Source organism: Rhodospirillales bacterium (assembly GCA_020638175.1).
Taxonomy (GTDB): domain Bacteria; phylum Pseudomonadota; class Alphaproteobacteria; order Micavibrionales; family Micavibrionaceae; genus JACKJA01.
This window is the reverse complement of sequence record JACKJA010000002.1, coordinates 1,812,223-1,829,645: the sequence shown is the minus strand read 5'-3', so window position 1 is coordinate 1,829,645 and position 17,423 is coordinate 1,812,223. Positions and strand designations below refer to the sequence as shown.

Genomic DNA, 17,423 nt, shown 5'->3' with positions numbered 1-17,423 from the left:
CAGTCTGCAGTTTTATTGTTTGCGGATTTTTACAGGCTGGGGCTGCAGTTGCATTCCTCCTGTCAGGAAAGGTTTCTCCGCGAAGCGAATATAGCGGTTGTAAGCGATCAGGGCTGTTGTCGTAATAACCATCAATAGATTCATTCCTGTGACAAGAGCCAAAAGCATATCTTGCACGTGAGTCATGGCGTAACCAAAAGCCAAAAAGTTGCTACAGCACCACATGAGCCACGATGAAAGCGAAATGTTGTTTGGTATTGAGGTCGCCGTTATCAGGGTTTTGATCTGTGGCACGTACGCGATTATTGTTATGATCGCGACGACCGGATACAAAAAAACAAATAGCTGTTCCCACATGGCTTTTCTTCCTCTAAAACACTTTTCGTGTTTTTATGCTAAGCTGTAAATCATAAGAAAATCTTAATTTATGACAATAGAATCGCCCGTTGAAATTCATGTTCTCGACAAGAAAGTGCGGTTGTTGCAGCCGGCGCAGGGGTTTCGTACGTCGCTGGACAGCGTGATGCTGGCCGCGGCGTGCCCGGTTCAGGACGGGCAAAGTGTTTTGGATATGGGTTGCGGTGTCGGCGGGGCGGCGTTTTGCGTACTGCAGCGCCTATCTGGGGCGCATGTGACCGGTGTCGATGTGCAGGCGGATTATGTGGCGCTGGCGCAGAGGAACATTGAATTGAACGGGGCGCAGGTGCTGGCAGAGTTTGTCTGTGCCGATATCCGGGATTTTAAGCCGGATCGGCGGTTCGATCATGTGATCTGTAACCCGCCGTTTATGGAGGCCGGGCACCATACGCCGTCGCCGCATGAGGGACGCGCCTTGGCCAACGGGCATGTGGATATTTGTCATTCTGAGCACTGCGAAGAATCTGAAGCGGCGGCCCAAGATCCTTCGCTAACGCTCAGGATGACATTGAAAGACTGGCTGGATGCCGGGTTTCATAATCTGAAATCGGGAGGATCGTTGACGATGATTCACCGGGCGGATATGACCGACAAGATTATCCAAGGGCTGGGACGGCGGTTTGGCGCGGTGGAAATCATTCCCCTGTGGCCGCGGGCCGGGCAAGCCGCCAAGCGCGTGATTATCCGGGCAATCAAGGACCGGAAATCCCCGGCGGCTTTGCATCCGGGGCTGGTTTTGCATGAAGGTAACGGGGACTATACTGCGGCAGCGGATTCGGTTTTGCGCGATGGTTCAGGGATTTAGAGCCATTTTATGAACGCCCAGATGAACGGCGGCGGCGTAGAGCAGGTGTTTTTTACCGTTACTGCTCATGGAATCCAGCCAGTTGCCTGTGCGGGTGATGGCCGATTTCAAAGATGTCGACGGGTTCTGTGCCCCTTTTTCCGTCAGGTTGTTAAAATGTGTGCGCAGCTTGTTGCGAGCGGACGTGATAAAGGCTGTGACGAGATCGGAGTGCGCTTGCGGCGGGCGACCGCCACCGCCGCCCGATGAGACATCATCGACTCCGATGCTGATTGCTATTGCTTTGCCATGCTCGCCTGTCATTGTTTTTGTTCTTTTGTTAAAGGAACAAAATATCAAACTATGACAAAGGCTGCAAATTTCCAGAGGTTCAGCCAAAAATTTCCTGAAAGGCTTTTTCGCTGAAGCCCAGATGAATGTCGTTGCCGACGACCGTCATCGGGCGTTTGATGATGCCGGGTTTTTCAAGAGCTATGGCCATGGCGCCGGTTTCATCCATTTTGGCTTTGACGTCATCGGGCAGCTTGCGCCACGTCATGCCGGCGCGATTGATGACTTTTTCCCAGCCGTGGGCGGCAAAGGCTTTTTGTAAAAGCTCTTCCTTCGCGCCTTCCTTTTTATAGTCATAGAAGTCGTAGGCAACGCCGTGCCCTTCGAGCCAGTCGAAAGCCTTTTTCATCGTGTTGCAGTTTTTGATGCCGTAAATTTCAACCTTGCTCATGGTTTGTCTCTCTTTCGTCATTGCGAGGAGGCGGAGCCGACGTGGCAATCCAGTGCTACAAGAAAGTTCTGGATTGCCGCGCTCCCGTTGGTCGCTCGCAATGACATTCTATTGTCATGTTACCCCATTTTTTTCATTTCGGCGGCCATGTAGGAGGCGACGTGATCCATGCCGATGCGTTCCTGCTTCATCGTGTTGCGGTGGCGCACGGTGACGGAATTGTCGGCGGCGCTGTCGTTATCGACGGTGAAGCAGAACGGCGTGCCGATTTCATCCTGACGGGCATAGCGCTTGCCGATGTTTTGTTTGATGTCGAGATCGACGTTGTAGTGTTCGCGCAGGTCCATGTAGAGCTTGGTGGCCAGTGGCACGTGGTCCTCTTTTGCGGTCAGCGGCAGGATCGCCGCTTTTTTTGGGGCCACGGACGGATGGAAGTTCAGGTAAACGCCGGATGGCCGGTTCGGATCGACGGTGTAGGCGTCGCACAAAACGGCCAGCGCGCCGCGGGTCAGGCCTGCCGCCGGTTCGATGACGTGCGGGATGTAGCGTTTGGTGTTGTCGTTCGGGTCGATATATTCCATGTTTACGCCCGATGCCTGGCCGTGCGCGGTCAGGTCGAAGTCGCAGCGGTGGGCAATGCCCTCCAGTTCCCCATAACCCGGCGCGGTGAACGGATAGCGGAATTCAATGTCTACGGTGCCCTCACCCGCCTTGGCGTAGTGGGACAGTTCATCCTTTTCATGTTCGCGCAAGGTCAGGGATGTATCTTTAAGGCCAATGGAGCGCCACCAGCGCTGGCGTTCCTCCATCCAGAATTCGCGCCATTTTTTGGCTTCTTCCGGCGGACAGAACCATTCGATTTCCATTTGTTCGAATTCACGGGAGCGGAAAATGAAGTTCCGCGGCGTGACTTCGTTACGGAAGCTTTTGCCGATTTGCGCGATCCCGAACGGGACGCGCACGCGGGAGCTGTCGAGGACGTTTTTATAATTCAGGAAAATCCCCTGTGCCGTTTCCGGACGCAGGTACGCTTTGCTGTCTTCGCTCTGCGTCGCGCCGACATAGGTTTCGAACATCAGGTTGAAAGCGCGTGGTTCGGTTAAGGTTCCAGGTTCGGAAGCATCTGGGCCGATTACTTTGTCTAGGTTGGTCAAAATGCGCGGGTCTTCAAACGAACCACGTTCATATTCAAACGGGTCAGCTGGCATTTTGAGTTTTTTTAGACGTTTTTTTATGTCTTCGTCAGGCGTGTCTTCGTGAAAAACGATCCCGAGGATGTCGTGATGAACTTTATCTTGTCCCATGAGGACAATCAACTGATCCGCCCGGTAGCGCAGTTTGGTTTCCTTGCAATCCACCATGGGATCGCTGAAACCGCCGACATGGCCGCTGGCGACCCAAGTTTTCGGGTTTTGGATAATCGAGCTGTCGAGGCCGACGATTTGCAACGGCTGCCCGTCCGGGCCGATTGGCGGGGTGACAACCATTGCCTTCCACCACAAATCGCGGATGTTGTTTTTCAGTTCCACGCCCAGTGGACCGTAATCCCAGAATCCGTTAATCCCGCCGTAAATGTCGGAGGCCGGGAAGACAAAACCGCGCCGTTTGCACAGGGCGACGAGGTCTTTCATATCAAAGCTGGTATCGGTCATTTGGTTGTCCGCTAATTGTGGTTGGGTCATTGTCCTCTATTCCTTAATGTTTTTATTCATGTCATTCTGAGCACAGCGAAGAATCTTTTTACTTTGCGGCCAGAGATCCTTCGCCTAATGGCTCAGGATGACAATAAAAAGCAATGAGATTTCAAAATGCCCCAAAACATAGACGTTCGTAAAGCATTATCTGCTGATATTCCGGCTCTGGAGACAATAAAACCTCGTAACGAGACCGGTTATTTTGAGCGATGCCTGCGCGAGCAGGAGGAAGGCAAGCGCGAAACGTTTATTGCGGCACTGGACGGGCGCACTGTCGGCTACGGGTTTTTAAACTGGCGGCCGCACTATGCGCTGTATAAAAAGCTGCACATCCCGGAGATTCAGGATTTAAACGTTCTGCCCGATTTCCGGCGGTGCGGGGTGGCCAGCGCGATTATTGACGTGTGCGAAGCGCTGGCGACCGAGAAAGGTTGCGAGGTGATCGGGATCAGCGTCGGGCTGTATAAAGATTACGGCCCCGCGCAACGGCTCTACGTCAAGCGGGGCTATATTCCCGATGGTTATGGCGTCACGTATGACCGGGAAACGGTTATGCCAGGCGAAGTACGCCCTGTTGACGGCGATCTGTGCCTGATGATGGTGAAGAGCTTGCGCTAGCTTTCGAGATTTCAGCTTTGGTAGCCAGCGCCCGTATGATAAATGCGGCCCGCAATGTATCTGCTGTATCTTGGTTTCCTTTTGCGTCCAGTTGTTCGGCCAGACAGGTTATATGTTCCAATGCCGTATCAATAACAATGGTCTTGATTTCTTCCTCCGGACAGCCTTCCAATATCTGGTGCGCTTCTCTGTCATCTACTGACCAGATTGCATTCAGAGCATTTTTTGCTGCTTCTTCCGGTGTCAGTCGTTTTCTTTCAAGTGTCATGTTTTTACCCTCTTGTTTTTTTAGTTGATTATGACTGGTTGAATTCCGGGAACTTTTTTCTTTTGCTAATCCACCGGGAAAAGGTTTCTACTATCTGGTCCATGGCTTTGTCAGCATCTTCTGTGGTGACAGCGTTTTCGTATTGATCTCTCAGATGAATAATGACGGCTCTATGGGCTGTGTGCGCCGTTGTGCCTTCAGACATATCAGGTTCATTCATCTGCACCTGGACCATGGCGCGCTGGAGAAGGGTCGTGACGCTGGTTGTCCTGACCTTCTTTTCAGACGGGAGGATGAACGTTTCATCGTCCAAGGCGCCGTCATCGTCCAAGGCGTCTTCTATATCCGAACTGTCCGGACCCTCTTCAAAGATGTCATTATCGTCGCTCATGGTGCTTCCGCCCTTCTTGTTTGACCATAATCTATTTGCATAACGTTTGTTTTGTTGCAAGCTTTTTGTGAATTTTGTCGGAAAACTTTGGTTCGGGGACGAGAATCCGTGTAACGTCAGGGCATGGTTGCAGGCAGTTTTGTAAAAAGGGGAAAGACGATGACCAAATGGGTTTACAGCTTTGGCGGTGACAATACCGAAGGCCGGACGGATATGCGCAATCTTCTGGGCGGCAAGGGAGCAAACCTGGCGGAGATGGCCAGTCTGGAGCTGCCGGTTCCGCCGGGTTTTACGATCACGACAGAGGTCTGTACCGCTTTTTACGATAACGACAAGCAATATCCGGCAGACTTGAAAGATCAGGTGAAAGCGGCGCTGGCGGGGATTGAAACGGCGCTGGGGATGCGTTTTGGCGATCCGGAAACCCCGTTGCTGTTATCCGTTCGTTCCGGGGCGCGGGTGTCGATGCCGGGGATGATGGATACGGTTTTGAATCTCGGCCTGAACGACGACACGGTGGCGGGGCTGGCGAAAAAAGCCGGGGACGAGCGTTTTGCGTGGGATTCCTATCGCCGGTTTATCCAGATGTATGGCGATGTGGTGCTGGGTATTCCGCACCATGATTTCGAAGATATTCTCGACACGCACAAGCGCGATGAAGGGATTACCCAGGATACGGCGATTACCGCCGATGGCTGGAAAGAGATTGTTGCGGCTTACAAAGACATGGTTGCACGCGATTTGGGGCGGCCGTTCCCGATGGACCCGGAAGAGCAGCTCTGGGGCGCGGTGGGTGCGGTGTTCAGTTCATGGATGGTGCCGCGGGCGGTGGTGTACCGGAAAATCCACGATATCCCGGAAAGCTGGGGGACGGCGGTGAATATTCAGTCGATGGTGTTCGGCAATATGGGCGAAGACTGCGCGACCGGCGTGGCTTTTACCCGCGATCCGTCGACCGGCGAGAATTATTTTTACGGCGAGTACCTTGTGAATGCGCAGGGCGAAGACGTGGTGGCGGGAATCCGCACGCCGCAATCCCTGACGATCAAGGGCAAGGAGAAAGAAGGCAGCGATTTGCCCGCGATGGAGGAAGTTATGCCCGATGTGTTCGCGCAGCTTGACGACGTGCGGCATACGCTGGAAAAGCATTACCGCGATATGCAGGATATCGAGTTTACGGTCCAGCAGGGAACGCTGTACATGCTGCAGACCCGGAACGGCAAACGGACCACGGCGGCAGCGCTTAAAATTGCCGTCGATATGGTGAACGAGGAACTGATTACCAAGGAAGACGCGCTGATGCGTATCGACCCGCAGGGGCTGGATCAGCTTTTACATCCGACGCTCGACCCGATGGCGCACAAGACTATCATGACCAAGGGGCTGGCGGCGTCGCCCGGCGCGGCCAGCGGCAAAATCGTCTTTAATGCCGATGATGCCGAAGCTATGGCGGGGGATGGTGAAAAGGTGATTTTGTGCCGTCAGGAAACCTCGCCGGAGGATATCCACGGCATGCATGCGGCACAGGGGATTTTGACAACGCGCGGCGGGATGACGTCCCATGCGGCGGTGGTGGCGCGCGGTATGGGGCGGCCTTGTGTCGCCGGGGCCGGGGAAATCCGAATTGATTACGAACGCCAGACGATGACCATCAATGATAACGAATTACAGGCCGGGGACATCATTACGATTGATGGTACGACCGGTGAAGTGATGCTGGGCGCGGTGGCAACGATCCAGCCTGCGCTGTCCGGGGATTTTGCCAGTGTGATGGGCTGGGCGGACGATGTGCGGCGCATGGCGGTACGGGCCAATGCCGAAACGCCGCTGGATGCCAAGACCGCCCGTGATTTCGGGGCGGAGGGGATCGGATTGTGCCGGACGGAGCATATGTTCTTTGACCCGGAACGGATCCAAAGCGTGCGGGAAATGATCCTGGCGACCAATGCCCAGTACCGGCGGGATGCGCTGGATAAATTGCTGCCGGCGCAGCGGAGTGATTTTGAGGCGCTGTTTACGATCATGAAAGGGCTGCCGGTGACGATCCGGTTGCTGGACCCGCCTTTGCATGAGTTCCTGCCGCATACAGATGAGGATATCGCCCAGTTTTCAGCAAATTCAGGGATTGATGAGGCGAAGGTCCGGCAGCGTTTGCAGACGCTGGGCGAGGCTAACCCGATGCTGGGGCACCGGGGATGCCGTTTGGCGATTACCTATCCGGAAATCTATGAGATGCAGGTGCGGGCGATTCTGGAGGCGGCCATTAAGATCGGGAATGTTACGCCGGAAATCATGATTCCGCTGGTGGCGACGCGCACTGAATTTACGCGGATGAAGATGCTGGTGGATCAAACGGCGGCGGACGTGTTCGCGGCAAAGGGCGCGAAGACGGACTATCTGGTCGGGACAATGATCGAACTGCCGCGGGCGGCGCTGGCCGCGGATGACATCGCACAGGAAGCGGCATTTTTCAGTTTCGGCACCAACGACCTGACGCAAACGACACTGGGGATGAGCCGTGATGATGCCGGGTTGTTCCTGCCGGTTTATGTGCGCGAGGGGATATTTGAAAAAGACCCGTTTACGACGTTGGACCGCGATGGCGTGGGGCAACTGGTGCAGATGGCCGCCGAGAAGGGGCGGCGCGTCCGCAGTGCTATTAAACTCGGTATATGCGGCGAGCATGGCGGTGACCCGGCCTCGATTGATTTTTGTGAGGAAACGGGTCTTGATTATGTGTCCTGTTCTCCTTACCGCGTGCCAATTGCCCGGCTTGCCGCAGCGCAGGCGGCGATTAAAGGGCCGGCACGGGCGGCTAAAAAGAAAGCGGCTTAAAGTGAATGAGGGAACGGCTTCGTTTTTTGTTTCGTTACATCATCTCTCGTTACGGCTCTGTAGGTTTCTCTCGCTACAGCGCGTTGACCTGAGACATGTATATGGTCTGAATAATTTTTTACAATCGCAGCCAGTGAGGCGCCGTTAACAATTCCTAAAACGGGCGCGCCCGCGATAGCAAAAATGGACGAAATCGTTACAAAGGTGATCCCGCTCATAGCCTTTGGCTTAGCTTGGATTTCCGGTGAAAACATATCAAAGGCCGCTTTTTGACCGACGAGGACACTTTGGGCCAGTGGCGTTAATGTTTCCAGATGTTCATTAAAATCTTTCCGCATTCGTGATGTTTGTGCATGACTTCGGATGGCATTGGTTAGAACCGTAGCGGCAAAAATAACGGCTCTGTATTTGTCCGGAATTCCGGGCACGAGGAGAGAGGGGAGGACAATACCCAAATGAGCGATATAGTCTGCTTTTTTCAGGCGGGATGTTTTTTGAAAAGCTTCCCATGCTGCGTTGGCAACCTGTTTACGGGCTATTTCCCGTTCAATATTTGATTGATCGTTTTCTTCCATCGTCGGTCTCCGGTTTTGAAACGGGATTGTTATATGAAAAACGGAGTGGCTGTCAAATAAAAATGCCCCATTTTCTTTATGGTGCAGACCTGATAAAACGAAAAGATAACCGAAAGGAACGCAGCATGAGCAACGACAATCAAAAAGACGAAGGCAAGACCTTTGATATCTATCATTTCAAAAGCCGGCTGGACATGTTGCTGGCGGCGGCCTTTATTATTATCGTGTTACTGGTTGTGTTGCTGGTGACGCTCTGGAGCGGGCCGGGACAGGCTGCGGGCGGCTCATTCTAGGAGGAACGGGTCATGAATATCCTCTTTATCACATCAAACCGGATCGGTGATGCGGTTTTATCGACGGGTCTACTGGACCGGATTGCCCATGACTATCCGGCGGCGGCGGTGACGATCGTTTGCGGCGGTTTGCCGGCGAGCCTGTTCGAAGGCTATCCGAATTTAAAAGAGATTATTGTCCTGAAAAAACAAAGCTATAACCGTCACTGGTTAAAGCTGTGGCAGAAGGTGGCCGGGACCAAATGGGACATGGTCGTTGATTTGCGCGACAGCATCGTATCGCGTCTGGTCGGAGCCAGGCAGCGTTACATTTATTCCAAGCGCATTGATAAAACGAAGCACAAAGTCGAGCAGGCGGCGGCCGTGATGAAGCTGGACACCGTGCCGGCGCCGCGCCTTTGGTTTACCGATGCGCAGAAAGAACAGGCCGAAGAGCTGATCCCCCAAGGGGTGACCGCTGTTTTGGGCGTGGGGCCGACGGCCAACTGGATTGGCAAGACGTGGCCTGCCGACCGGTTTATCGAAACCATTAAAATTTTGATTGCCGCCAACGGTATTTTACCGGGGGCGCGGGTGGCTGTGTTCGCCGCGCCGGGCGAGGAAGAAGACGCCCGTAAGGTTCTGGCCAGTATTCCCGAAGCCCGTCAAATTGATGTGATCGCCAAGACAACGCCCGGTATGGCGGCGGCGGCTCTGGCGCGCTGTGACATGTTTTTGGGGAATGATTCCGGCCTGACGCATTGCGCGGCGGCGGTGGGGACGCCGACGGTGGCATTATTCGGGCCGAGTTACGATCATTTGTATCGTCCCTGGGGCGAGCATTGCACGTTTGTGCGGACACCCGAAACGTTCGATGAGCTGATTGATTTTCCGGGCTATAACCCCAAAACGCTGGATCACACGCTCATGGAAGGTTTGAGTGTGAAGAGCGTTCTTCATGAGATCGACCGGTTCTGGAACCGTAAAGAAGCGGCGTAAGTCTCTTTGTCGAGTTACTCGTTCAGGCCGTCATAATCGCCTTCTTTGCCGGCAGAGGCGTTGTCACCGTATTTGCTCTGGTATTTCTCACCCAGAATGGTTTCCAGATAGGTTTCCCGCGATTCGGCAGCGACGTCGTAGGGAACGCTTTTGATCCGTTCCCAGCCTTTGTTAATCATGCAGCCCTCAAAATCATGGTATTCGAGGTGTTCGTAGCGCAAGGCGCCATCGCGTTCCGGCGTGTCATATTCAGCCAGCAATCCTTCCGGGGTTTCCGGGTCGGGCATCCAGCCATTCTCCGTATTGCCGGGGAGGGCATGACGCAGGGCACCGGTCCGTTCCAGTTCTTTTAGTTCGGTAATGCAGCGGGCGATGTCCTGATTGAGCATTTGCTGGGCCTTGGGGCCGCGCTGATAGGTGGCATCCGTGGTGTTGGCGCGTTGCCAGTAATGCGCGTGATGGGCCAGGGCGTCTTCGTCATAAGGCGCGGCACAGGCGGAAAGCGCGAGTAATGCCGCGCTGCTGAGGGTCAGGAATAAACGCTTGTCGGTCATGGATGATCCTGTCAATTCATGTGATTCGAATATGGCTTCGTCGCAAGGATAGCAAGGCGGCGGCTTGGCCTCAATGATGATTTCATTTATTCCCCATAATATTATCTGTCCACCATGTTTCCAGAACCGGTCCATAGATCGGAATAGTTTCGGGATGGTGAAGAAATGCGCGGTAAGCAATGTCGTCTTCTCCGGCATAGTAAAGTGGGATCATGTAATGTCCGGCCATCAGTACGCGGTCGAGGGCGTGGGCGTGGGCGACCAGATCGGCGCGGTCTTTCGCATCGGCAATGTCCTGTGCCAGTGCGTCAACCGCCGGGTTGCAGATGCCGGCGAAATTCCAGCGGGCCGGCTGGTTGGCGGCGGCGCACGACCAGTAGAGCATCTGTTCGGTTCCCGGTGACAGGCTGTTCCACCAGTAATAAAGCGTCATGTCGAAATCGTAATCGTTCAGGCGGCCCCGGTAAGCGGCGCTGTCCAGAACCCGGACGTGGGCGTCAATTCCCAGTCGTTTCAGGGACCGGATAAAGGCGAGGGCTATTTTTTCCTCTTCCGGGGCGTTGAGGAGGATTTCGAAGCTGAAAGGCTGGCCGTTTTTAACGCGCCGGCCGTTTTCAATTGTCCATCCGGCTTCTTTTAACAGGGCGTCGGCTGTCTTTAAATTTTGACGGACATCACTGGCGGGGGGTGTCCAGCTGGGGCCGAAAACATCCTCTGGCAGTTGATCTTTCCATGGGCCGAGTAGGGCGGTTTCACCGGCGGAGGGCTGCCCGTGCGCGGCCAGTTCCGAATTGGGGTAGTAGCTTGTGATGCGTTTGAAATGGCCGTGGAACAGGGTTTTGTTGATCCAGTCAAAATCCAGCGCCAGCGTCAGTGCCTTCCGGACGCGGATGTCATCGAACGGCGCGCGGCGTGTATTAAAGATCAGGGAGCGGACCTTTTCCGGGCGGGCATGGGGGAAGCTCTGGGTTTTAACGGCGCCGTTTTGCACGGCTGTAAAATCATAGGCGCTGACCCACTGGGCGATATCGTTTTCCCGGCGCAGATCGTATTCACCGGCCTTGAACGATTCAAAAGCGACGGTGTCGTCGCGGTAATAATCAAAAACCAGCCGGTCGAAATTGAACTGGCCGCGGTTGACGGGGAGGTTTGCTGCCCAGTAATCCGGCACACGCTCTAGCACCAGTTTGCGTCCCGGATCAACTTCGGCGATGCGGTAAGGGCCGCTGCCGACCGGGGTATCCAGCGTTGTTTCCTCGAAATCGCGTCCGGTCCAGTAAGCTTTGGACAAGACCGGCATCATGGCCAGAATCATCACGGTTTCCCGGTTATACCCTTCTCCGAAGGTCATTTTGACTGTGTGATCGTCGATTTTTTCGATGGTTTCCACCAACCGGTAAATCTGCCGCATGTTCGGGCGGCCTTTTTCCTTGAGTGTCTCAAAGGAAAACAAAACGTCATCGGCGGTTATCGGGTTGCCGTTATGGAAACGGGCGGCGGGGTTGATATGAACGGTCAGGGCAGAGCGGTCTTCGGGGATGTCGACACTTTCGGCAATCAGCGGGTAGAGCGTAAACGGTTCATCCCAGACGCGGGCCATTAGGCGGTCATAAAACAGGGCCAACCCGTCATCGGCCTTGCCCTTGATCGAGAAGGGATTGAGGGTATCAAAGGTGCCGATTCGGGCCTGTTTCAGGGTGCCGCCCTTGGGGGCGTCCGGGTTCACATAGGACAGATGATCGAAATCCGGACCGTATTTGGGTGTGCCGTGCGTTGCCAGCCCATAAAAAGACTCGGCGTGGGCCGGTGCGATAAAGGTAAGGATCAGGAAAGAAATATGTATTATAATTTTACGCATGTCTAATGTCATACCATCCCAACGCGTACCTTCCAAACAAGATTTGATCCGGCGCATTACGTTGATCGAAGGCGATATCACGCAGCAAGGCGATGTCGATGCGATCGTATCGTCGATTTCCACCAGCCTTGATTGTGGCGGATCGCTGAATGCCTGTTTGATCGAACGGGCGGGGATTGCGCTGGATGATTTTATCCTGGAGCATATCCACCGGCCGCGGCCCGGCGATGTATTTGCCGTGCCGGCCTTTGACTTGCCGGTAAAACATATTTTGTATGTTGTAACCCCGACATGGCGGTCAGGATTCGACCTAGAAGAGCGCGACCTTTTGCGGTGTTATCGCGGGGCGATGGAAACCGCGCAGAAAATGCGGTTGAAAAAAATAGCCTTTCCGGCGCTGGGGACCGGCGGGGACGGGTTTCCCCTGCAGCGGGCGGCGCGGCTGGCGGTGCAGGGCATCCGTGAGCGGTTGATCGGTCAACTGGAGGAAATCCGGATCGTTTGTAACCGTGCCGATGTTTACGGCGCGTTTGCGCAACGCCTGAAGCGTTCTGGCCGGGGACAGGACGTGTAGTAAAACGGCCTTATGAAATGACCGCTTTCATGACCGTGTGTCCGGAGACTTTCTTGTCCGGGGCCGGTGGCGGCGTTTGCGTTCCCAGCATGTCGCTGGCACACGGCGGGACACCGCCGGCGATATCCTTAAATGAAATTTGTACAGGGCTTTTGTCTGTTTTTTGCTCATTCATGGCACACACTCTCTCTATGTTTTTATGAACCGGATTATTACCGTTAAGACAGGTGAAAGCCGGTTGTCAAAGGAAATGTGGGGGCTAGAGCATGCCTTGGAAATGGCGGCGGCTCATTTCCTCGATTTCGTCTTCTGAGAAATCGAAGTTGGCTCCGAGTTCGTCAATCAGAGCCTGTCGGACCAGAACATTCAGGTCTTCGCCGCTTTCACACCACAGATCAAGCAGGGGGCGGCGGTAGATGATGATGATGTCGTCATCGTTGGCGACTTTGCTCTGTACACCGGGGGAAATCTGGGAGCCGTTACAAAACAGGGCGATTAAATCAAAGGGGTCGTCGATATCCTGTTCCGTCTGGGTGATTTCATCAGCGATGTCTTCGACTTTGAGGGCCAGACCATCACAAAACTCCATGAGCTCCTCCGGCAGATTTTCCAATGCCGTGCGGGTGATGATCTCTACGTCCTCTATGGAGGGAGGAACTGTAAAATTCATGATGATCTGTTGTCGATCCATGAGCCCTGCCTCTGCGTTGATTCTATGACCAAATGTACGACGAAATCACGGGCAAGGCAATCATAAAGCCATATTCCCTGTTGTTTTGTTAAGGAATTCGTGAGATTTTAGAGGATAAAATAAGTCTTATATTGAGATCGGGATATGTGTTGAATGTCATACAGGTTTGAAAACGCCTCGGTTCTTGTCGTAGATGATATGAATCCCATGCTGTCGCTGGTGGCGTCGTTGTTGCGTATTTTCGGCTTTAAAAACGTTTATACGGCAACGAACGGTGAAGAGGCCTTTAAAAAGTTCCGCAAATACAATCCCGATATCGTTTTGACGGACTGGCTGATGGAGCCTATGGACGGTATCAAGCTGGCCGAGCAGATAAGAAAAGATCCGTCGTCACCCAACAAATTTGTCCCGATTGTTATGATGACCGGTTACAGCCACAGAATACGGGTGGAACAATCACGGGATATGGGGATTACCGAGTTTCTGGTTAAGCCGTTTACGTCCCGCGATTTATATGCGCGGATTGAACGGCTGGTTGAAAAGCCCCGTAAATTTGTGGATTCGGGAGAGTTTTTCGGGCCTGATCGTCGCCGGAAACGGCCAAAGGAATATGTCGGGCCTTATCGCCGTGATGGGGATGAAGATGAGGATGCCGTAGGCGCGGATATGGCTGTACAGGCTAATGATGGCGATGGAGACGGTTTTGAGATTGATCTGGTTGACAGGGATAAGGCCAGCCAGATTTTGCGCGAATTGCGCGAAAAAGCGAAAAGCGATGTAAATTAACTTTCATTGTTGGATTGAGTGACGGATGGCTACAGGATCAACAGAAACTGGAAAAGTGAAATTTTACACTCCCCCTAATGTGTTGCGGGAAAAAGTCGGCTATGGCGGCATTGATCCGCAATTACTTGATAAGGCCCAGTTGTTTCTCGATAAGAACGATCTGGATTTTGCGCCTTATGCGGACGGGTATCTGAAGCGATTAAAGCAAGCCATTGATGCTATAAAGGCTGACAAGGTTAAGGGCGCGGCCGCGGTGGACTCTTTGGTTCGCCCGATTATGGAGCTGAAAGCCAATGGCGGGATGTTCCGTTATCGTCTGGTGACCGAGATCGCCGGGGTGATTCTTAATTTCCTGGAAGACGTGAAAGATTTGAACAAGGATGCCCTGCGTCTGGTCGAGGTTCATTACCAGACGATACATGTTATTGTCTCCAGCGGTCTGCGCGGGGATGGTGGCGCCGAAGGGCGGCTGCTTGCCGAAGAGCTGTATGACGCCTGTGTCCGTTACTACAACAAATATGACGGCGTTGTATCACAAGGTTAGTGTTTGCTTTATAAATTTGCGTTATAATTGATCTAGAATCGACTTAAGGAGAGTTTCCTATGGATGGCGGTGCAGCGATTATGGCTCAACAGGCAATGTTACAGCAGGCCGTGGCTTTGAGTGTGATGAAGCAGTCGGCTGATATGCAGCAGCAGCTGGCATCCGTTCTGGAGCAGGCTATTCTGGATGTTCCTGTGGCGGAAGGCCGGGGTGCTAACGTTGATATAGCGGCTTAATCGGTAATTTGTTCGATTTTTACTTCGCCGAGTTCCGGCAGTTTTTCATTAATTTCATCAAGATGCGGGAAGGACGTCTGTCCGCCTTTTCTCAGGCATGACAGTGTCGCGGCGACCGAAGCACGTTTCATCGAGTCAACCAGACTGACCTGTCCATGCAGACCGGCCGCCAGTGTTCCGCAATAGGCATCACCAGCCCCGGTAATATCGACCGGATCAATTTTGATAGCCGGGACGGCGATGATTTGATTGTCCGGGGTGACGGCGATAGAGCCGCGTGGCCCCAGTGTGATAATACAGGTCAGGTTTTGCCCCTGTTGTGCCAGCGCGCGGGCCAGAAGGGCAGCATTATCCATCTTGAGGCCTAGTTTTTCGGCGATTTGCCGGGCTTCCAGCTCATTGATAATCAGATAATCCAGCTTGGCCAGTATTTCCGCGGGAACCTGTATGGCCGGCGTCAGATTTAAAATCGTTGTTGCGCCATGTTCATGGGCGCGGTTGATGATGTCCCAGTTGTGATCCGGCGGGATTTCCATTTGCATCAGGACGACATTGCCGGGGCCGAGAATGTCATTGGGGATTTGCTCCGAATTGATGTCGGCATTTGCTCCCAGCGCGACGACAATGTGGCGCTTTCCTTCTTTGTTCGTGATGATCGCCGAACAGCCGGTGGGAAAATCGGATTGCACCACGCCGGATGTCATTACGCCCTCGCGGCGGATGTGGTTGAGCATCTTGAGACCCATGCCGTCATCGCCCACGCGCCCGACCAGGGCCGTTTTCGCGCCGCACCGGGCCGCTGCCAACGCCTGATTCGCGCCTTTGCCGCCGCCGCCGGTGGTGTAAGCCGCGCACAAAACGGTTTTTCCCGGCTCTGGCAAGACACTGGCCGGGAAATACATATCCTGATTTATGGAGCCAAAGACAATAAGCATGAAATAATTCCTCTGCCTGATGAGATGTAACGGCAATTAACCAGATAATTATTACATGTTTGCCTGTGAAAGAGAACGCTCTTTTCCAAGGGCCGGTTAACGGGATTTCCTCAGATCCTTCAAGAGATCATTCAGCAGAGCGACAACCTCATTGGATGCTTGGTTCATCAGGGAAACCTCGTGCTGGGCATCCTTTTCATTTTTCTCTGAATAAAGGCGCACGGCGGCCTTTCCGTACCGGTGTACCCGTTCATGAGGATCCATCATGGCCTTGTAAGCCGGGTGGTTGCGGATATGCTCTTCCTTGAGATTGTCGTACCATTTCCCAAGGCGGCAGCTGTGATGATCGGCCAGCTCGTCTTCCTTCAGGCTATTCATGCCGACAAACATTTGTGCCAGATTTTTCTTCCAGAGGAAATGGTCCGCTTTGGCCCGGTATAGCGGGTAATTGGGGATCGTCATTTTGTCCAGTTGAGCGAAAACATCGTTCAGAATATTTTCCGTTTGGGCAACGGTGCTGATGACGTGTTCTGTTTTTTCGTTGTTATTTGAAATTTCGTTCGCGATCAGGGACATATCCTGATTGGCGGAATGAATAGCGCCTACCTGTTCATCCATCAACTGCTTGGCCAGGTTGATGTGGTGACTGGATGAGGTGACAGCTTCGTTGATTTCCGTCATGCCGTTACTGACTTCGCTGACCAGTTTTTCACCCTCGGTTATGGCGCCGCCGATATTTTCGATCATCCCGGATATTTCGCCGACACCGCGTGTCAGGTTGGCAATTTTATCCCGGATATCGTTTGCGGAGGTTGAGGTTTGATTAGCCAGTGTTTTTACTTCGTTGGCGACGACGGCGAACCCTTTGCCGGCTTCCCCGGCGCGGGCGGCCTCGATGGTCGCGTTAAGCGCCAGTAAATTTGTTTGGCTGGCGATGGCTTCGATAGTGTCCAGAATATCGGCAATTTGTTGGGATGCTTCTGTAAGAAAAGAAAATTTCTCGACCAGATGAGTGACGTCGCCGGCAATCTGTTTCATGCGAGTGCTGGTTTTTAACGCGGCCTCGGCGCTGCTTTGTGTGCGGTTTTCAACGGTTACGATGGTTTCCGATGATGTTGTGCAACTCTCTGATATTTGTTTGAATGCGCCGTCAATTTGCGAAATGCTTGCGGCAATATTTTGTCCGCGTTTGTCGATGTCACGGGAGCCCCCTGTCATATTGGCGACGGCGGCCATAATCTCACTGGCTTGCATGGAGAGGTTGACGGTGTGGTCGAGCTGGTCGGTTGCACGTTTTTCCATGATTTTGGCAAATTTGGCCGCTTGTGCATCGACTTCCAGACCCATGTCCAGTTCGGGGGGCTCGAAATGCCCTTCTAACAGGGAATTCATGAAATTAATCAGCCGTTTTTGTGGTGATATTTCTGTTTTGAGTTCAGGACTACTGTCTATAGCGACGGCTTCCATAATATCTGTCTCCTCTGATATTTGTTTGATCGTGTGTATCGAGACAATAAATGTAAGATACTTTTTGAGTTGATGGAAGTATTTGTATGTCCATTAGGTGTATTGAATATAGTATTAGATGTTTTGAATACATATGTGTGACTTTATACATTCTTGAATGTATAAAGATATTCATTTTGTTTT

Annotated in this window: 22 protein-coding genes; 9 read left to right on the top strand and 13 right to left on the bottom strand. The window is 53.1% G+C overall.

Annotated features, from left to right (window positions below; translation table 11 throughout):
* Positions 1-12 precede the first annotated feature (12 nt).
* The gene (locus H6868_09120; GenBank protein ID MCB9989473.1) at positions 13-357 is read right to left on the bottom strand and encodes a hypothetical protein; all 345 of its coding nucleotides are present in this window, start codon (positions 355-357) and stop codon (positions 13-15) included.
* A 70-nt stretch (positions 358-427) separates the two neighbouring features.
* On the opposite strand from H6868_09120, the gene H6868_09115 reads away from it, so the two are divergent.
* Entirely contained in the window at positions 428-1,222 is a 795-nt protein-coding gene (locus H6868_09115; protein MCB9989472.1) for a methyltransferase, read from the top strand.
* Here H6868_09115 and H6868_09110 read toward each other — a convergent pair.
* The 3 genes from H6868_09110 to H6868_09100 all read right to left on the bottom strand — a co-directional run bounded on the left by H6868_09110 (position 1,211) and on the right by H6868_09100 (position 3,574).
* Positions 1,211-1,525: a hypothetical protein gene (locus H6868_09110; GenBank protein MCB9989471.1), complete on the bottom strand. Its 315-nt coding sequence runs from the start codon at positions 1,523-1,525 to the stop codon at positions 1,211-1,213. The genes H6868_09115 and H6868_09110 overlap by 12 nt on opposite strands.
* A 67-nt stretch (positions 1,526-1,592) precedes the next feature.
* Positions 1,593-1,943, bottom strand: coding sequence for an arsenate reductase (locus tag H6868_09105; protein MCB9989470.1), 351 nt, complete (start codon positions 1,941-1,943; stop codon positions 1,593-1,595).
* 119 nt (positions 1,944-2,062) lie between these two features.
* Positions 2,063-3,574, bottom strand: coding sequence for a glycine--tRNA ligase (locus tag H6868_09100; GenBank protein MCB9989469.1), 1,512 nt, complete (start codon positions 3,572-3,574; stop codon positions 2,063-2,065).
* Positions 3,575-3,751: 177 nt separating this feature from the next.
* Between H6868_09100 and H6868_09095 the strand changes: the two genes are divergently transcribed.
* A complete protein-coding gene (locus tag H6868_09095; GenBank protein ID MCB9989468.1) occupies positions 3,752-4,255 on the top strand; it encodes a GNAT family N-acetyltransferase in 504 nt (167 codons plus the stop codon).
* Here the strand turns inward: H6868_09095 and H6868_09090 are convergent.
* A complete protein-coding gene (locus H6868_09090) occupies positions 4,188-4,523 on the bottom strand; it encodes a hypothetical protein (GenBank protein MCB9989467.1) in 336 nt (111 codons plus the stop codon). The genes H6868_09095 and H6868_09090 overlap by 68 nt on opposite strands.
* 28 nt (positions 4,524-4,551) lie before the next feature.
* Positions 4,552-4,914, bottom strand: a complete 363-nt coding sequence (locus H6868_09085) for a hypothetical protein (protein ID MCB9989466.1) — start codon at positions 4,912-4,914, stop codon at positions 4,552-4,554.
* Positions 4,915-5,073: 159 nt separating this feature from the next.
* On the opposite strand from H6868_09085, the gene H6868_09080 reads away from it, so the two are divergent.
* On the top strand, positions 5,074-7,749 hold the full coding sequence (locus H6868_09080; GenBank protein ID MCB9989465.1) for a pyruvate, phosphate dikinase: 2,676 nt from the start codon (positions 5,074-5,076) through the stop codon (positions 7,747-7,749).
* Here H6868_09080 and H6868_09075 read toward each other — a convergent pair.
* Positions 7,746-8,324: a hypothetical protein gene (locus H6868_09075; GenBank protein ID MCB9989464.1), complete on the bottom strand. Its 579-nt coding sequence runs from the start codon at positions 8,322-8,324 to the stop codon at positions 7,746-7,748. The two genes, H6868_09080 and H6868_09075, sit on opposite strands and share 4 nt — an antisense overlap.
* 125 nt (positions 8,325-8,449) lie before the next feature.
* Between H6868_09075 and H6868_09070 the strand changes: the two genes are divergently transcribed.
* Positions 8,450-8,617 carry a hypothetical protein gene (locus H6868_09070; GenBank protein MCB9989463.1) on the top strand — a complete coding sequence of 56 codons (168 nt, stop codon included), beginning with the start codon at positions 8,450-8,452 and terminating at the stop codon, positions 8,615-8,617.
* Between the two features lie 12 nt (positions 8,618-8,629).
* Positions 8,630-9,595 (top strand): glycosyltransferase family 9 protein, encoded by a 966-nt coding sequence (locus H6868_09065; protein ID MCB9989462.1) that lies wholly within the window; start codon positions 8,630-8,632, stop codon positions 9,593-9,595.
* A 14-nt stretch (positions 9,596-9,609) separates the two neighbouring features.
* Here H6868_09065 and H6868_09060 read toward each other — a convergent pair whose 3' ends face one another.
* Together H6868_09060 and H6868_09055 are read right to left on the bottom strand one after the other, a co-directional pair.
* The gene (locus H6868_09060) at positions 9,610-10,149 is read right to left on the bottom strand and encodes a hypothetical protein (GenBank protein MCB9989461.1); all 540 of its coding nucleotides are present in this window, start codon (positions 10,147-10,149) and stop codon (positions 9,610-9,612) included.
* A gap of 82 nt (positions 10,150-10,231) precedes the next feature.
* On the bottom strand, positions 10,232-12,007 hold the full coding sequence (locus H6868_09055; protein MCB9989460.1) for an ABC transporter substrate-binding protein: 1,776 nt from the start codon (positions 12,005-12,007) through the stop codon (positions 10,232-10,234).
* Here H6868_09055 and H6868_09050 point away from each other — a divergent pair.
* Positions 12,006-12,581 carry a macro domain-containing protein gene (locus H6868_09050; protein ID MCB9989459.1) on the top strand — a complete coding sequence of 192 codons (576 nt, stop codon included), beginning with the start codon at positions 12,006-12,008 and terminating at the stop codon, positions 12,579-12,581. The genes H6868_09055 and H6868_09050 overlap by 2 nt on opposite strands.
* A 10-nt stretch (positions 12,582-12,591) precedes the next feature.
* Here H6868_09050 and H6868_09045 read toward each other — a convergent pair whose 3' ends face one another.
* Together H6868_09045 and H6868_09040 are read right to left on the bottom strand one after the other, a co-directional pair.
* On the bottom strand, positions 12,592-12,756 hold the full coding sequence (locus H6868_09045) for a hypothetical protein (protein MCB9989458.1): 165 nt from the start codon (positions 12,754-12,756) through the stop codon (positions 12,592-12,594).
* Between the two features lie 84 nt (positions 12,757-12,840).
* Positions 12,841-13,272, bottom strand: coding sequence for a metallopeptidase family protein (locus H6868_09040; protein ID MCB9989457.1), 432 nt, complete (start codon positions 13,270-13,272; stop codon positions 12,841-12,843).
* 153 nt (positions 13,273-13,425) lie between these two features.
* On the opposite strand from H6868_09040, the gene H6868_09035 reads away from it, so the two are divergent.
* From H6868_09035 to H6868_09025, 3 genes are all read left to right on the top strand, one after another.
* A complete protein-coding gene (locus H6868_09035) occupies positions 13,426-14,058 on the top strand; it encodes a response regulator (protein ID MCB9989456.1) in 633 nt (210 codons plus the stop codon).
* Between the two features lie 25 nt (positions 14,059-14,083).
* On the top strand, positions 14,084-14,602 hold the full coding sequence (locus tag H6868_09030) for a hypothetical protein (protein ID MCB9989455.1): 519 nt from the start codon (positions 14,084-14,086) through the stop codon (positions 14,600-14,602).
* Between the two features lie 80 nt (positions 14,603-14,682).
* On the top strand, positions 14,683-14,838 hold the full coding sequence (locus H6868_09025; protein MCB9989454.1) for a putative motility protein: 156 nt from the start codon (positions 14,683-14,685) through the stop codon (positions 14,836-14,838).
* Here the strand turns inward: H6868_09025 and H6868_09020 are convergent.
* Together H6868_09020 and H6868_09015 are read right to left on the bottom strand one after the other, a co-directional pair.
* On the bottom strand, positions 14,835-15,773 hold the full coding sequence (locus H6868_09020; GenBank protein ID MCB9989453.1) for a ribokinase: 939 nt from the start codon (positions 15,771-15,773) through the stop codon (positions 14,835-14,837). The genes H6868_09025 and H6868_09020 overlap by 4 nt on opposite strands.
* A 96-nt stretch (positions 15,774-15,869) precedes the next feature.
* Positions 15,870-17,240: a CZB domain-containing protein gene (locus tag H6868_09015; protein MCB9989452.1), complete on the bottom strand. Its 1,371-nt coding sequence runs from the start codon at positions 17,238-17,240 to the stop codon at positions 15,870-15,872.
* Positions 17,241-17,423: the final 183 nt, after the last annotated feature.

What these genes read in the sequence shown, in the direction of transcription:
- H6868_09050 (MCB9989459.1), top strand. Translation starts at nt 12,006, where the DNA reads ATGTCTAATGTCATACCATCCCAACGCGTACCTTCCAAACAAGATTTG.
- H6868_09120 (MCB9989473.1), bottom strand. Translation starts at nt 357, where the DNA reads ATGTGGGAACAGCTATTTGTTTTTTTGTATCCGGTCGTCGCGATCATA.
- H6868_09100 (MCB9989469.1), bottom strand. Translation starts at nt 3,574, where the DNA reads ATGAAAGACCTCGTCGCCCTGTGCAAACGGCGCGGTTTTGTCTTCCCG.
- H6868_09065 (MCB9989462.1), top strand. Translation starts at nt 8,630, where the DNA reads ATGAATATCCTCTTTATCACATCAAACCGGATCGGTGATGCGGTTTTA.
- H6868_09105 (MCB9989470.1), bottom strand. Translation starts at nt 1,943, where the DNA reads ATGAGCAAGGTTGAAATTTACGGCATCAAAAACTGCAACACGATGAAA.
- H6868_09025 (MCB9989454.1), top strand. Translation starts at nt 14,683, where the DNA reads ATGGCTCAACAGGCAATGTTACAGCAGGCCGTGGCTTTGAGTGTGATG.
- H6868_09060 (MCB9989461.1), bottom strand. Translation starts at nt 10,149, where the DNA reads ATGACCGACAAGCGTTTATTCCTGACCCTCAGCAGCGCGGCATTACTC.
- H6868_09055 (MCB9989460.1), bottom strand. Translation starts at nt 12,007, where the DNA reads ATGCGTAAAATTATAATACATATTTCTTTCCTGATCCTTACCTTTATC.
- H6868_09015 (MCB9989452.1), bottom strand. Translation starts at nt 17,240, where the DNA reads ATGGAAGCCGTCGCTATAGACAGTAGTCCTGAACTCAAAACAGAAATA.
- H6868_09090 (MCB9989467.1), bottom strand. Translation starts at nt 4,523, where the DNA reads ATGACACTTGAAAGAAAACGACTGACACCGGAAGAAGCAGCAAAAAAT.
- H6868_09080 (MCB9989465.1), top strand. Translation starts at nt 5,074, where the DNA reads ATGACCAAATGGGTTTACAGCTTTGGCGGTGACAATACCGAAGGCCGG.
- H6868_09070 (MCB9989463.1), top strand. Translation starts at nt 8,450, where the DNA reads ATGAGCAACGACAATCAAAAAGACGAAGGCAAGACCTTTGATATCTAT.
- H6868_09075 (MCB9989464.1), bottom strand. Translation starts at nt 8,324, where the DNA reads ATGGAAGAAAACGATCAATCAAATATTGAACGGGAAATAGCCCGTAAA.
- H6868_09115 (MCB9989472.1), top strand. Translation starts at nt 428, where the DNA reads ATGACAATAGAATCGCCCGTTGAAATTCATGTTCTCGACAAGAAAGTG.
- H6868_09020 (MCB9989453.1), bottom strand. Translation starts at nt 15,773, where the DNA reads ATGCTTATTGTCTTTGGCTCCATAAATCAGGATATGTATTTCCCGGCC.
- H6868_09035 (MCB9989456.1), top strand. Translation starts at nt 13,426, where the DNA reads ATGTCATACAGGTTTGAAAACGCCTCGGTTCTTGTCGTAGATGATATG.
- H6868_09095 (MCB9989468.1), top strand. Translation starts at nt 3,752, where the DNA reads ATGCCCCAAAACATAGACGTTCGTAAAGCATTATCTGCTGATATTCCG.
- H6868_09030 (MCB9989455.1), top strand. Translation starts at nt 14,084, where the DNA reads ATGGCTACAGGATCAACAGAAACTGGAAAAGTGAAATTTTACACTCCC.
- H6868_09045 (MCB9989458.1), bottom strand. Translation starts at nt 12,756, where the DNA reads ATGAATGAGCAAAAAACAGACAAAAGCCCTGTACAAATTTCATTTAAG.
- H6868_09110 (MCB9989471.1), bottom strand. Translation starts at nt 1,525, where the DNA reads ATGACAGGCGAGCATGGCAAAGCAATAGCAATCAGCATCGGAGTCGAT.
- H6868_09085 (MCB9989466.1), bottom strand. Translation starts at nt 4,914, where the DNA reads ATGAGCGACGATAATGACATCTTTGAAGAGGGTCCGGACAGTTCGGAT.
- H6868_09040 (MCB9989457.1), bottom strand. Translation starts at nt 13,272, where the DNA reads ATGGATCGACAACAGATCATCATGAATTTTACAGTTCCTCCCTCCATA.